This window comes from Cellulomonas sp. URHE0023 (assembly GCF_000688475.1).
Classification (GTDB): Bacteria; Actinomycetota; Actinomycetes; order Actinomycetales; family Cellulomonadaceae; genus Cellulomonas.
The window spans coordinates 486,490-500,849 of record NZ_JIAN01000006.1; the positions used below are offsets into that span (position 1 = coordinate 486,490).

Consider the following 14,360-nt stretch of genomic DNA (forward strand, 5'->3'; position numbering starts at 1 on the left):
CGATCAGGACAGCCGCCAGACCTGCACCCCGGGACCGTCCCCCGCGACGCGCAGCGCATCGGGTCGCACGTCGAGGTCTCCTCCGCCGTAGAGGTTCTCCGGGGAGGCGTGGGAGGCGAGCAGGTGCCGTGGCAGGTCGACGCCCTCCCACGGCGCACGCGCGACCACCACGAGCACCCGCTCGTCGAGCGTCTCGCGCAGGTAGGCGACAGCGTCTGGCCGCACGACCGCCCACCGCATCCCGCCTTCGCGCAGGGCACGCGACCGTCGGCGTACCGCGATCAGCGACCGGTAGACCTCGAAGGTGCGGGCGTCCCAGCGCCGTCCGCCGCCCGCGTCGATGTCGCCCCACGGCATCGGCACACGTGCGTGCTCGCCGTTGGTCCCCGTCAGGCCTCCCTCGTCGCCCGCGAACATCGCCGGCGTGCCCGGGTAGGTGAACAGCAGGCCGGCCGCGAGCTCGACGCGCTCGCGCGAACCGACGACGGTGCGCAGCCGTGCGGTGTCGTGCGAGCCGAGCATGTTCCACTGGTGGGTCGTGATGCTCCAGGGGACGGTCGCGTCGAAGTCGCGCATCGTCGCGACCATGGAGGCTCCGTCGCGGCGCGGGATCGGCACCGGCATACCGAGGAAGCCCAGCTCGCCGGCCGGGTCCACGAGCCAGGTCCACACGGGTCGGGTGAACGCCGAGTAGTTCATGTTCGCGTGCCAGCCACCCGCGGCCAGGTCCAGACCCGCGTCATGGAAGTGCTCGGCGACCAGGACCGCGTCCGGGTTGATGTCCCGCATCGTCGCGCGGATGGTCCGTGCGACCAGGTGCGTCAGGTCGTCGTCGGCGTAGCGGCCCGTCATGTTGGCGACGTCGATCCGCCACCCGTCGAGGGCGTACGGCTCGGCGAGCCAGCGGCCGATCACGGAGTCCGGGCCCTGCACCATCCGGGCGGCGAGCGCGGGCGCGTTGTAGTTGAGCTTGGGCAGAGACGCGTGCTCGAGCCAGCTGACGTACCCCGGGTCGGTGTCGGACCAGTAGTAGAACTCGGCCTCCTCGCTGGACCGGTCCCCCTGCGCGCGCGTGAACCACTCGTGGCCGGCGCCGGTGTGGTTCGTGGTGAGGTCGCCCAGGATCCGCATGCCTCGCGCGTGCACCGCCCGGCTCAACGACGCCAGTGCCGCGTCGCCCCCCAGCAACGGGTCCACGTGGTCGAACGTGCTCGCGTCGTACCGGTGGTTGGACCGGCCCGGGAAGACGGGCGTCAGGTAGAGGGTGTCGACGCCGAGGCGTTGCAGGTGCTCAAGGCGGGCCTCGATCCCGGGCAGGTCCCCGCCGTAGAGCTGCGCTGAGGTCCCCGGTCCTCCACCGATCGGCTCGTCGTCCCAGCGCGCGGGCAGCGCCCAGTCGGGCAGCGGCGCGTCGGGCGAGCCGCCACGAGCGAACCGGTCGGGGAACACCTGGTACACGACGGAGGTGTCCATCCAGGTGGGCGCCTGGTCGTGCACGGTGAGCCGGAAGTCGGCTGCGTCCGGGACGTCCCGCTCGTGCACGCCCCGACCGTTGAGCCAGCGGTAGCCGCCGGGCTGGTCGAGCAGCACGCGGTAGCTGGTGACCGGGTTGTGCACGGGGACGTCGGCCACGTACCAGCGCTCGTGCTCGTCGGACCGCTCCACCTGCGCCTCGACGAGACGCGGCTCCCCGTCACGCACCGTGCGCACCCACACGGCCCGCTCGGTGCCCGTGGCGGGCACCCGGACCCGCACCGGCACCACCTCACCGAGCCGCGGGGTGGCACGCCGGACGTAGACCTCCGAACCGTCGTGGTGCGGGAGGTCGAGCAGGTGGCTCATCCCTTGACCGAACCCGCCGTCAGGCCGGAGACGATCCACTTCTGCAGGAAGAGGAAGAGCACGACGACCGGGATGGCCGCGAGCACGGCACCGGCCGCGAACAGGCCCCACTGCGCGTTGCGCTCGTCCGACCCCCAGTAGTACAGCCCGACGGCGAGAGTGAACTCCTCCTGCCGCTGGAGCACGACCTTGGCGACGAGGAACTCGCTCCACGTCCCGATGAACGACAGAAGACCGACGACGGCGAGGATCGGTGCGACGAGCCGCAGGATGATCTTCCAGAAGATCTGTGCGTGGGACGCGCCGTCGATCTTTGCCGCCTCGTCCAGCTCCCGCGGAACGGTGTTGAAGAACCCGTACATGAGGAACGTGTTCACCCCGAGCGCACCGCCGAGATAGACGGCCGTGAGACCGAGCCGGCTGTTGAGCCCGAGCGCCGGGAACACGTCTCCGATCGAGAGCAGAATCAGGAAGATCGCGACGAACGCGAGCATCTGCGGGAACATCTGCACGATCAGCAGCGCCGTCAGGCCACCGTGGCGACCCTGGAAACGGAAGCGGGAGAAGGCGTACGCCGCCGCAGCACCCATGAGGACGGTGCCGAGCGCAGCCACCGTGCAGATGATGATCGAGTTGACGAACCAGTCCTGGTACCCCTCGGCGAACAGCTCGCTGTAGTTCTGCAGGTCGAAGGTGCGGAACAGCTTGTTGGACCCGGTCAGTGTGCCGCCCGGGTTGAGCGATGCGGAGAAGACGTAGACGAGCGGCAGGACGCAGATCAGGATCATCACCCACCCGACGACGTGCCTCCACCCGACCTCAGCCCACCAGCGACGGCCGCGCAGTGCCGGCGTCTCCAGCTCGGTGCGAGCCATCTCAGATCTCCTCGAGGGTGCGGGTCCGGCGGAAGCTGAAGAAGGAGATGAGCCCGACGATGAGGAAGATCAGGATCGACAACGCACTGGCCAGTCCGTACTGCTTGTTCCCGCTCTCGAAGGCCACCGCGTAGACCATCGAGATGAGGATGTCGGTGTGGCCCACCACGACCGGCGTGCCGACGAAGTTCGGGCCACCGCCGGTCAGCATGTAGATGAGCGTGAAGTTGTTGAAGTTGAAGGCGAACGACGCGATCAGCAGCGGCGCGACCGAGATCATGAGCAGCGGCAGCGTCATCGCACGGAACACTCTCCAGGTTCCGGCGCCGTCGATGCGGGCAGCCTCGATGGTGTCTGCAGGGATCGACTGCAGTGCACCCGTGCACACCAGGAACATGTACGGGAACCCCAGCCAGAGGTTGACCCCCAGGATCGACAGCTTCGCCAGCCACGGGTTTCCGAGCCAGTTGATGTCCGCACCGCCGAGCAGGACCTCGTTGATGAAGCCGAACCTCGCGTTGAGCATGCCGCGCCAGACGAGCGCGGACAGGAACCCCGGGACGGCGTACGGCAGGATCAGCAACGACCTGTAGATCTTCCGGCCGCGGATCCGGTTGTCGTTGAACACGATCGCGAGGAACAGGCCAAGGGCGAATGTGGTCAGCACGGAGAGGAACGCGAAGGCGAAGGTCCAGACGGTGATCTGGGCGAACGGACCGGCCAGCCGTGAGTCGGTGAAGACCTTCGTGAAGTTGTCGAAGCCGACCCCAACCCGCCACCCCGGGGTGAGCACGTCGCCGTCCTCGGACACGAAGTTGCCCGAGTCCGCGGGCGTGTACGTCTCGCCGGTCGCCGCGTCCGTGAACGTGTCAGTCGCCGCGTCGTACTCGAGCGTGGACTCGTAGACGTACCCGGTGGAGCCGTCCTGGGTCCGGACGGACCCTTCGGACGGGTCGTCGGAGAACGGGACGCGCAGCGTGGTGATGGCGTCCTGCTGCTGGGCGATCTGGGCGAACCCCAGTACCTCCCAGCCCGGGACGGCCGTCACCTTCCCGCCCTCGACGGTGGCGTCGTCGGCAGGTGCGAACGGCTCCTCGGCCGAGCCCACCTGGACGTCACCGTCCTGCACGATCGCGAACCCGAGCTCACCGTCCTGGTTCAGGACCGTGAGCGGCAGGGTCGGCGAGCCCTCGACGCGGGTCTCGTTCTGGATCGAGATCGCCTCGATCGCGTCGGCCTTGTCGGAGTTGTGCCCGTCCCCGTAGTTCGTGAACGCCACGTAGCCCGTGTAGGCCATGACGAAGAGCTGGTAGACGAGGAGGAACAGCAGCCCGGGGACCAGGTACTTGCCCGGCACCGCGCGCCGTGAGAAGTAGACCCAGTTCACCACCACGAGAGCGAGCACGAGGAACGCGACGATCGCCCACGACTGCACCGCCAGGGCCGTGAGGATCCCGTACACGCCGAGGGCATCGACAAGGCCGACGAGCACGAGCTTGACGACGAACCCCGCGGAGAAGTTCCTGGCGTGGGAGTCGTCTCCGCGCACGCGACGCGGCGGTGCCGTATCGGGAGTGACCGGGGGCGCCTCGATCTTCTGGTCGGTCATGCGAGTCCTCCGAAGCACGGGTGACGGCTAGTCACACGGTAGTGGTGCAGACCCGCGCCGGACGCGGGCGAGGACGTCCCGCCGGGCACCCTGACGGGACCCGGCGGGACGTCTGTCACCACTAGACCTTGTCGACCGCTTCCTGGATCTGGGCCACCATCGTGTTCCAGGCGCTCACAGGCTCGGCCTGACCACTGATGATCTGAGCCTCGGTGGCACCCCAGAAAGCCCACACGCTGCTCATCGCCGGGATGGCCGGCATCGGGGCACCGGTCGCGCCGGCCTCACCGAAGCCCTTGAGGATGGGGTTGTCGACCTTCGCGGCGGAGGCGGCGTTGGCCGGCATGCGGCCACCCTCCTGGTACAGCATGTCCTGCGCGGCCTCGGTCGACAGGTAGTTGACGACGAGCTCGTTGGCGAGGACCGGGTTCTTCGACTTCGACGAGACGAAGACGCCCTGGACGCCGACGAACGGCTGTGCCGGCTGGCCGCCCGCGCTCGGGACGGGGAGCACGGAGATGTCCATCCCGGCCTCCTCGAACGCCGAGGTGTTCCACGGGCCGGTGATCATGTACGGCGCGTTGCCGTCGAGGAACGCCTGCTTGGCCTGGTCGCCGCTGACCGCCAGGTCGAGGACCTTGTCCGCGCCGAGCTTGGCCAGGTAGGTGGCGAACGCCTCCCCGGCCGGGCCGCCGAGGGCCAGGGTGTCGGTGTAGGAGCCGTCTGCGTTCTGCTCGAACACGGGGGCACCGAACGACGTCTGCAGCGGGTACAGGTGGTACGGGTCGGACGCCTCACCCTGCTGGATCAGCACGGAGAACGGCTTACCGGCCGCCTTGCCCTCGGCGATCAGCTCGTCGAACGTCGTCGCCTTGGTCTCCGCCACGAGCGCGTTGTTGCGGACGAGTGCGATGTTCTCGATCGAGATCGGCGTGCCATAGGTCTTGCCGTCGTAGGTGACGCCGGCGAGCGCGGACTCCGAGAAGTCGCCTGCCTTGTCACCGAGCTCGACCGGCGCGACGACGCCGTTCTTGACCCACTCGCCGAGGCCGTCGTGCGCAGAGACGATGACGTCGGGGCCCTCACCGGTCGGAACCTGCGCGACGAAGTCCTTGCCGATGTCGCCGGTCGGCTTCTGCACGAGGTCGACCTGGACGCCGGACTCCTCGCTGAACGCCGCGACGACGGGCTTCATCTCGTCGATTCGGGTGTCGTCCACCCACATCGTCAGGGTTCCGGTGGCCGCCGCGCTCTCGCTGGGTGCCGCCGAGGCGTCGTCGCCGCTGTCGTCTGAACCAGAGCACGCGGTAAGGGTCAGCGCCAGGCCGACCATAGCCGCGACGACCGGGATGCTCCGTCGCATCGTCATCTCCATCATCGTGTGGGGGTGCCCGCGTCCGGCGGGACATCCCACCAACGCTGGCCTGATGGGGGCGACGCTAACCTCGTTGCCACATCGCTTGCAAGTCGTTACGGTAACTTTCAGGCAACGGTTTCAGCGGTGCATGAGCCGACGCGTTGCGCCCTCAGAATCCGCTCGACGACCATCATCACCCCTCACGGACAAGGAGGTCCGGTGTCCCCTACGCTGCCCCCCGTGCGTACCCGACTGACGGACCTAGCCGAACAGGCCGGCGTCAGCACGGCGACCGTCTCTCGCGTCCTCAACGGCAAGCACGGCGTGTCGTCCCAGGCCCGGCAGGCCGTGCTCGCCGCGCTCGACGTGCTCGGCTACGAGCGACCCGAGAAGCTGCGCACCCGCTCCGCCGGTCTGGTCGGGCTCGTCGTGCCCGAGCTGTCCAACCCCGTGTTTCCCGCGTTCGCCCAGGTCATCGAGACCATGCTCACCGAGCGCGGGTACACGCCGCTGCTGTGCACCCAGTCGCCGGGCGGCACCACGGAGGACCAGTACGTCGAGATGCTCCTGGAGCACAACGTCGACGGCATCGTGTTCGTCTCCGGCCTGCACGCCGACACCGCCGCGAGCAAGGACCGCTACCACCGGCTGCGCAGCCGCGGCGTGCCGATCGTGCTGGTCAACGGCTTCGCCGAGGGTGTGGACGCACCGTCGGTCTGCACCGACGACACGGCCGCCCTCGACCTCGCGTTCCGGCACCTGATCTCGCTCGGCCACCGGTCCATCGGACTGGCCATCGGACCCGAACGGTTCGTGCCCGCGGCGCGCAAACGGGTGGAGTTCGCCGTCAATCTGGAACGGCACCTCGGCATCACGGACGCGGCTGCGCACGTGGTCACCACCTTGTTCACCGTCGAGGGCGGCCAGGCGGCTGCCGGAGAGCTCATCGACTCCGGGCACACCGCGATCATCTGCGGCTCCGACCTCATGGCGCTCGGGGCCGTCCGGGCCGCCCGCTCGCGCGGCCTGGACGTGCCCGGGGACCTGTCCGTGGTGGGCTTCGACGACTCCCCGCTGATCGCGTTCACGGACCCGCCGCTGACCACGGTGCGCCAGCCCGTGCTCGCCATGGGACACGCGGCCGTGTCGGCCCTCGTGGCGGAGATCAACGGCACCCCCGCGTCCCGGACGGAGCTCAAGTTCCACCCTGAGCTCATCGTCCGCGCGTCGACGGGCGCCGCACCCGCCACCGCATCGGCCACCCCCCAGCACGTCCCCGCCGCCCTCTGACCGGGCCGGCGCGCCCTCGTGCGCGTCGCGACCGACCACCGACGGGGCCCCTTCCCCACCGACAGACCGAAGTGAGGCCTGCCCGCATGACCACGACTGACGCGCGCCCGGTGACCACCCTCGTCCACGCCGCCGGCTCGCCCGCCGGCGAGTGGTGGCGCGACGCGGTGATCTACCAGGTCTACCCACGCTCCTTCGCGGACGCCTCCGGCGACGGCATCGGCGACCTGCCCGGTGTGACGTCCCGGCTCGAGCACCTGGCCGAGCTGGGTGTCGACGCGGTGTGGCTCTCGCCGTTCTACCGCTCCCCGCAGGCGGACGCGGGGTACGACGTGGCCGACTACCGCGACGTCGACCCGCTGTTCGGCACGCTCGCCGACTTCGACCAGATGCTCGAGCGCGCACACGGACTCGGCCTGCGGGTGATCGTCGACCTGGTCCCCAACCACACCTCCGACGAGCACGTGTGGTTCCAGGCCGCGCTCGCCGCCGCGCCCGGCTCGCCGGAGCGCGCCCGCTACCTGTTCCGCGACGGCAAGGGCCCCGACGGGTCGCTCCCGCCCAACAACTGGGAGTCGATCTTCGGCGGCGCCGCCTGGACCCGGGTGCCGGACGGGCAGTGGTACCTGCACCTGTTCGACTCGCGTCAGCCCGACCTCGACTGGGAGCACCCTGAGGTCCGCGCCGAGTTCGAGGCGATCCTGCGCTTCTGGCTGGACCGGGGGGTGGACGGCTTCCGCGTCGACGTCGCCCACGGCATGGTCAAGGCTCCCGGGCTGCCCGACTGGGACGGGCACGTCTCGATGATCGAGGGCTCCGACGGGTCCGAGGCCGCCACCGGGAACCACGGCCCGATGTTCGACCAGGACGGGGTCCACGACATCTACCGCGCGTGGAACCGGGTGCTCGCCGAGTACCCCGGCGACCGCGCGCTCGTGGCCGAGGCCTGGGTGGACCCGCTGTCCCGGCTGACCCGCTACGTCCGGCCCGACGAGATGCAGCAGGCCTTCAACTTCGCGTTCCTGGCGACGCACTGGGACGCTCCTGCGCTGCGCGCCGTCATCGAAGCCTCCTACGACGCGGCCGACTCCGTGGGCGCGCCCACCACCTGGGTGCTCTCCAACCACGACGTCGTGCGGCACGCTTCCCGGCTGGGCCTGACCGTGCCCGGCTCGCGGCCGAACGGCATCGGGCACGGCGACGAGCAGCCCGACGTGGCCCTGGGCCTGCGGCGTGCACGCGCCGCCTCTCTGCTCATGCTCGGTCTGCCCGGGTCGGCCTACCTCTACCAGGGCGAGGAGCTCGGGCTCCCCGACCACACCTCGCTCGACGACGACCTGCGCCAGGACCCTGCGTTCTTCCGCACCGGCGGTGCCGAGCGGGGCCGTGACGGCTGCCGCGTCCCGCTGCCCTGGGCTGCGGACCAGGCAGGGTTCGGGTTCTCGCCCACGGGCGTCACCTGGCTGCCGCAGCCGGCCGACTGGGCCGCCTACGCGCTCGACGCGCAGCGCGGCGTCGAGGGGTCCACCTACGAGACCTACCGGTCGGCGCTCGCGCTGCGGCGGTCCGCGGTGCTCGGCTCCGGGGGCGTCGCATGGGCGCCCGGTTTCGACGACGACGTCATCGCGTTCACCAACCGTGAGGTGCTGGTCGTCGCCAACCTGGGCTCGACGCCCGTCTCGCTCCCTGCGGGCGCCGAGGTGCTGCTGGCGTCGGTCGAGCTCGGGCTCGACGACGCGGGCACGGTGCTCGTCCCGTCCGACGCGACGGCCTGGGTGCGCCTGCCTGGCTGACCGGACGACGGGACGTGCCGTCCCGTCGCTGACCCTGCTGTCAGCGGCGGGACGCCAGGTCCCAGGCCTGTGCACCGCTCGGCGGGACGGCGACGCTCACGGATCCGTCCTGGACGACGACCTCGGCGCCCGGACAGTCCGCGCCGCGCACGACCGGGCCCGTCAGGACGTCGCAGTAGCGGCCGTCCGGCAGGCTCGTGGCCAGGTCGACGGTGAGCTGCTCGTCGCCCGCATTGACCACGACGAAGGCGCGGTCCCCTCGCCCGAACGCCACGCCCTCACCCCGGTGCCAGGGGTCGCTCACCGGCGCCTCCGCGGCGACGGCACGCCAGCCGAGCATCCCCTCGACCGCCGGCCAGCGGTGCTGGCACACCCAGTCGCCGTCGACCACGTTCGCGTCCGGGCCCGGCACGTCCGCGCAGGCCGCGTCGACAACGCGTCCGTCCGCGTCCTGCGTGGGGCCTGCGTCGCGGTCCGTGAACGCGTACCCGGAGTAGACCTGCGGCGTGCCGTACGGCCCGGCGAGCATCAGCACGTTGGCCAGCCCGTAGTCCGCTCCGTCGAGATAGCTGAGCGTGGAGCCGTTGCGCTCGGTGTCGTGGTTGTCGACGAACGCGACGGCGTCCTGCGACGGCAGGTAGCCCTCGCCCAGCCGGAGCGCGAGCCCTGGGGTGCCGGCCAGGATCCCCTTGAGGTCCTTGCCGTACGCGAACTCGTACACCTGGCCGTTGCCGGTGTACTGCTCGGGCGTGACCGGCTCGCCGCTACCGCGGATCACCTCCTGCGCGATCCCGGTGCCCTCGGGCAGGTCCGCGACGACCGCCGCGACGTCCTGCGGGGCCATGTGCTTGGCGGCGTCGATGCGGAAGCCGTCGACACCGAGCGACAGCAGGTCCTGCACGTAGGTCCTGATCGTCGAGCGGACGTGCTCGGCCTCGGTGGCCAGGTCGGCGAGGTTGACCAGCTCGCACGTCTGCACCTGGGCGGCGTCCTTGTAGTTCGAGATGTCGTCGTTCGGCGTCAGCCCGCAGTGGTGGAAGTCAGCCTCGTCGTACAGGCCGGGGTAGCCGTAGTGGCTGTAGGACGAACCGGCCCAGCCGGTGCCGGGCTCGTCCTGTCCGGTCATGTGGTTGACCACGGCGTCGGCCCACACGTCGACCCCGGCGTCGTGGCACGTCGCCACCATGGTCGCGTACTGCTCACGTGTGCCGAGGCGCGACTCCACCTGGTAGCTCACCGGCTGGTAGGCGGTCCACCACTGCTCCCCCAGGATGTGCTCCTGCGGCGGGCTGGTGAGCACCCACGCATAGCCGGCGGGGCCGAGGTGGTCGGTGCACTCGCGCCCGATCGCCTCCCAGGTCCACTGGAACAGCTCTACCCCGACGTCGTGGCCGGCCCCGTCCGTCGGGACCGCCACGGGTTCGTCCGGGGCGGTGCAGGCCGTCAGCAGGCCGAGCGCGACGGCCGCGAGGAGCGCGCGGGCACGGAGCGGGTGCGTCATCGTCACCAACCGGATACGGGCCGCAACACGTTGCAGCAAGTTGCAGGAACGCTCACCCTAGCGCCCTAGGATCGCGTCCGTGACTCATGTGCTGATCAACGGTCCGGCGTCCTGGAACACCCTGGTCCGGCTGCCGGCCCTGCCGGCCCCTGTCTCGCACACGCTCTTCGCGAGCTCGCACGACGACGGCCTCGGCGGCACCTCGGCGGGCAAGGCGGTGACCCTGGCCGCGCTGGGAGTGGACGTCACGCTGCGGACGGTGCTGGGTGACGACGCGTTCGGGACCCAGGTACGGGCGGCGCTCGACCACCCTCGCATCGACCTCGTGGCACAGCCCGCATCGGCCGGACGTACCGAGCGGCACGTCAACCTCATGGCCGACGACGGCGCGCGCCTCTCGATCTACCTCGAGCTGCCGACCGCCGCCCCGGGACCTGCGCCCTCGTTCGACGGGGTCGACGTCGCCGTTCTCGACCTCGCCGACCACAGTCGTCCTCTCCTCACGGCCGCCCGGGCTGCCGGCGTCCCCGTGTGGTGCGACGTGCACGACGACGACGGCGCAGCGGCCTACCCTCGCGACTTCGCCGTCGCCGCCGACGTCCTGCTCGTCAGTGCGGCCCGCCTGACCGACCGGCGGGCGTACCTCGCGGACGCCGTGGCCCGAGGCTGCCGTCTGGCGGTCTGCACCGACGGCGCCGAGGGCGCGCTCGCGCTCGACGCCGACGGCTGGATCTCAGTGGGCACCGCCGACGCGACCGTCATCGACACCAACGGCGCCGGCGACGCGTTCCTGGCCGGGCTGCTGTCGGCGGTCCTCGACGGCCTGCCCACCACGACCGCGCTGGCTCACGCCGCGGCGACGGGGGCACTGGCGGTCGGAACCCGCTCCCTGGGCGCCCCGCACGCGACGCGCGACGACGTAGCCCGCCTGGCGGCCGGTGTCCCGGTCCGCCGCCATTGAACCGGGAGCCAGGGGTCAGCCGCCGGAGACGCTCAGCTCGGCCTCGTGCAGAGCCTTCGCGAACTCCGCGGACAGCTCCCGCGAGTCGAGCCAGCCGTACGGGAGCAGAGGCCGCTTGGGCGAGCCGGCGCGACCGCGCTGACCCTCGGCACCCGCCCCCGGGTAGCCCTGGTCCAGGTCGAGCCCGGCCAGGCGGTCGTCCAGCTCGGCCATCGTCGAGACCAGCCCGAGCGCCGCACGGGTCTCGCCTCCGACGACGTAGCCCTTGAAGTACCAGGCCATGTGCTTGCGCATCTCGCGCAGCGCCTTCCCCTCGTCGCCGAAGTGCTCGACCATCAGCTCCGCATGTCGGCGCACGATCGTCGCGACATAGGCCAGACCAGGCTTCACGCGTTCGTCCGAGCCGGCGAACGCCGCCGCGAGGTCCGCGAACAGCCACGGCCGACCCTGGCAGCCGCGACCCACGACGACGCCGTCGCAGCCGGTCTGCGCGACCATCTCGAGGGCGTCCTCGGCGGACCAGATGTCCCCGTTGCCGAGCACCGGGATGTCCGTGACGGTGGCCTTGAGCTGGGCGATCGCATCCCAGTCGGCGGTCCCGGAGTAGTAGTCGGCAGCGGTCCGGGCGTGCAGCGCGACCGCCGCGACACCGACCTCCTGCGCCACCAGCCCGGCCTCGAGGTACGTCAGGTGGTCGTCGTCGATGCCCTTGCGCATCTTCACGGTGACCGGCACGCCGTACGGCGAGGCGGCGTCCACGGCGGCCGTGATGATCGCGCGGAACAGGTCCCGCTTCCACGGGAGCACCGCGCCACCGCCACGCCGCGTGACCTTGGGCACCGGGCAGCCGAAGTTGAGGTCGACGTGGTCAGCCCGGTCCTCGGAGGCGATGAGCCGGACCGCCGCAGCGACCGTCGTGGGGTCGACGCCGTACACCTGCACGGACCGCGGACGCTCGTCCGGCTCGTGCGAGATGATCCGCATCGACTCCTCGCCACGCTCGACCAGCGCGCGAGACGTGACCATCTCGGCGACGTACAGACCGGCGCCGGACTCGCGGCACAGGCGCCGGAACGCCGCGTTGGTGACACCGGCCATGGGTGCCAGGACGACCGGCGTGTCGACCGTCAGAGGTCCGATCCGCAACGGCGGCAGCACGGCGCCGGCGCGCGCGGGGACCACTGGGACAGAGACGGTCATGCCTCCATTGTCGCTCAGCCCAGCAACCAGCCGTACTCCTGAGCCAGCCGGACGGCCTCGGCGCGCGTGCGAGCACCCGTCTTGCCCATGGCCGCGGACAGGTAGTTGCGCACCGTTCCCTCGGACAGGTACGTCTCTCGGGCGATGTCCGCCACGGTCCCGCCGGTCGCCGCGACCACCAGGACGTCACGTTCGCGGTCGGTCAGCGGGCTGTGCCCGACCGCGAGCGACTCGACCGCGAGGTCCGGGTCGATGACGCGGAGCCCTTGGTGCACGCGCCGCACCGCGTCGGCGAGCTGGTCGGCGGGCGTGTCCTTGACGACGAAGCCGCTGGCACCTGCGTCCAGCGCGTGCCGGACGTAGCCGGGGCGACCGAAGGTCGTGACGATCAGCGACCGGCAGGCCGGGTGCTGCGCCTTCAGCGCGGCCGCCGCGGCGATCCCGTCGATGCCCGGCATCTCGACGTCGAGCAGCGCGACGTCCGCGCGAGCCGCCCTGGCCCCGGCCACCACCTCGTCGCCACGACCGACCTGCGCGACCACGGTGAGGTCGGGTTCCAGGTCGAGCAGGGCTGCGAGCGCACCGCGCACCAGCGCCTGGTCGTCGGCGAGCAGCAGGCGGATCATCGGGCACCTTTCGTGGTGACCAGCAGTCGGTACCCGCCCAGCGGGCTCGCGGACACGGTCACGTGGGCGCGGGCGGCCCGGGCCCGCTCGCTCAGACCGGTCAGTCCGTTGCCCGGGACGGCGCCGACCACCGCCGGACCGTAGCCGTCGTCGTCGACCGTGAGCGTGTCGCAGGACATGGTGACGCGGACCCGGGTCGCGGCCGAGTGGCGCAGGACGTTGGTCGTGCCCTCACGCAGCGCCCACGCGAACAGCTCGCGCAGCTCGGCCGGCACCTCGTCGATCGAGCCGGGCACCTCTGCCTCGACGCCGGCCGCGTCGAACGCCTGACGGGCACCGGTCAGCTCCCCCGCAAGGGTCATCTCGCGCGTCGCGGTGACCATGCCCCGGACGTCCGCGAGGGCGGTGCGCGCCAGCGCCTGGACCTCGGCGATCTCGGCGCGGGAGCGGTCGGGGTCGAGGTCGAACACCTTGCCCGCGAGCTCCGCCTTGATGGCGATCACCGTGAGCGAGTGCCCGAGGACGTCGTGCATGTCCCGGGCGATCCGCTCGCGCTCGCGGTCCACCGCCAGCATCGCGACCTCGTCCTGCGCCAGGCGGAGCTGACGGTTGCGCAGGATCAGCTGCGTGAAGCCGTAGACCGCGACCGTCGCCAGGATCACCGAGATGACGAGCTCGTCGTCGGTCTCCCACCCCGGGACCAGGCGCGGAACGACCACGACGGCCACCGCGACGACAGCCGCAAGCAGAAGTGCGCGGGGGTCACGCAGGAGGAAGACGCCGGAGACGCAGACGAACACGATGCCGGACAGACCCTGCTCCTGGGTGGCGAGGCAGGAGAGGCCGACGAGAACCAGCTGACCGCCAAGTACGAGGATGACGAAACGGTTCGAGTCCCGCTGGCGACGGTTGGGTCCCACGCGGGCGAGGACCACCCAGGTGAAGCTCGCCCCGAGGCCCGCGATCGCGAGCAGCGAGATGGTGCGCTCAGGTCCCGGTGGGCTGTGCCAGGCGACCGACCAGGGCTGCACCAGGAAGACGACCCAGACCACCCCCATGAGGGGGCCGACGACCCGCATGACCTTGCGGACGCGCGGACTCCCGAAGCCGTCGTTGTCGTCGACGAAGGCAGCCCGGCCACCCCAGTTCGGGTAGCGCTCGTCCGGGTCCTGCCCCGCCGGCCCCGCCTGTGGTGCTGCACGTCCGGGCACGGCCGGAACCGCGGACGGAGGACCGCCGCCGACCTCCGCTTCGCGCCTCACGGCGTCCACGGTAGTCGGGCGGCGGTCCGTCGGACGCACCCGTG

General features: G+C 71.1%; 11 protein-coding genes. 3 read left to right on the forward strand and 8 right to left on the reverse strand.

The window, feature by feature from the left end:
* Window positions 1–3 precede the first annotated feature (3 nt).
* The 4 genes from N553_RS0111545 to N553_RS0111560 all read right to left on the reverse strand — a co-directional run bounded on the left by N553_RS0111545 (window position 4) and on the right by N553_RS0111560 (window position 5,695).
* Complete coding sequence (locus N553_RS0111545) at window positions 4–1,842, reverse strand: glycoside hydrolase family 13 protein (RefSeq protein WP_028046645.1); 1,839 nt, start codon at window positions 1,840–1,842, stop codon at window positions 4–6.
* Window positions 1,839–2,717, reverse strand: a complete 879-nt coding sequence (locus N553_RS0111550; protein WP_028046646.1) for a sugar ABC transporter permease — start codon at window positions 2,715–2,717, stop codon at window positions 1,839–1,841. The genes N553_RS0111545 and N553_RS0111550 overlap by 4 nt, the downstream gene beginning before the upstream one ends.
* Window position 2,718: 1 nt before the next feature.
* The gene (locus N553_RS0111555) at window positions 2,719–4,326 is read right to left on the reverse strand and encodes an ABC transporter permease subunit (protein ID WP_028046647.1); all 1,608 of its coding nucleotides are present in this window, start codon (window positions 4,324–4,326) and stop codon (window positions 2,719–2,721) included.
* Between the two features lie 121 nt (window positions 4,327–4,447).
* Window positions 4,448–5,695: an extracellular solute-binding protein gene (locus tag N553_RS0111560; protein WP_369796706.1), complete on the reverse strand. Its 1,248-nt coding sequence runs from the start codon at window positions 5,693–5,695 to the stop codon at window positions 4,448–4,450.
* 228 nt (window positions 5,696–5,923) lie between these two features.
* Between N553_RS0111560 and N553_RS0111565 the strand changes: the two genes are divergently transcribed.
* Both N553_RS0111565 and N553_RS0111570 read left to right on the forward strand, forming a co-directional pair.
* Entirely contained in the window at window positions 5,924–6,973 is a 1,050-nt protein-coding gene (locus N553_RS0111565) for a LacI family DNA-binding transcriptional regulator (protein WP_369796707.1), read from the forward strand.
* 86 nt (window positions 6,974–7,059) lie between these two features.
* The gene (locus tag N553_RS0111570) at window positions 7,060–8,766 is read left to right on the forward strand and encodes an alpha-amylase family glycosyl hydrolase (protein ID WP_028046650.1); all 1,707 of its coding nucleotides are present in this window, start codon (window positions 7,060–7,062) and stop codon (window positions 8,764–8,766) included.
* Window positions 8,767–8,806: 40 nt separating this feature from the next.
* Here N553_RS0111570 and N553_RS0111575 read toward each other — a convergent pair whose 3' ends face one another.
* Window positions 8,807–10,267 (reverse strand): alpha-amylase family protein, encoded by a 1,461-nt coding sequence (locus N553_RS0111575; protein ID WP_028046651.1) that lies wholly within the window; start codon window positions 10,265–10,267, stop codon window positions 8,807–8,809.
* 79 nt (window positions 10,268–10,346) lie between these two features.
* On the opposite strand from N553_RS0111575, the gene N553_RS0111580 reads away from it, so the two are divergent.
* Window positions 10,347–11,228, forward strand: a complete 882-nt coding sequence (locus N553_RS0111580) for a carbohydrate kinase family protein (RefSeq protein WP_028046652.1) — start codon at window positions 10,347–10,349, stop codon at window positions 11,226–11,228.
* Window positions 11,229–11,243: 15 nt separating this feature from the next.
* Here N553_RS0111580 and dusB read toward each other — a convergent pair whose 3' ends face one another.
* From dusB to N553_RS22375, 3 genes are read right to left on the reverse strand one after another with little or no spacing between them, the layout of a single operon-like run.
* Window positions 11,244–12,428: a tRNA dihydrouridine synthase DusB gene (dusB, locus tag N553_RS0111585; RefSeq protein ID WP_028046653.1), complete on the reverse strand. Its 1,185-nt coding sequence runs from the start codon at window positions 12,426–12,428 to the stop codon at window positions 11,244–11,246.
* A gap of 14 nt (window positions 12,429–12,442) precedes the next feature.
* The gene (locus tag N553_RS0111590; RefSeq protein ID WP_028046654.1) at window positions 12,443–13,054 is read right to left on the reverse strand and encodes a response regulator; all 612 of its coding nucleotides are present in this window, start codon (window positions 13,052–13,054) and stop codon (window positions 12,443–12,445) included.
* Window positions 13,051–14,316 (reverse strand): sensor histidine kinase, encoded by a 1,266-nt coding sequence (locus N553_RS22375; RefSeq protein WP_156043811.1) that lies wholly within the window; start codon window positions 14,314–14,316, stop codon window positions 13,051–13,053. Before N553_RS22375 ends, N553_RS0111590 begins: the two co-directional genes overlap by 4 nt.
* Between the last annotated feature and the right edge of the window lie 44 nt (window positions 14,317–14,360).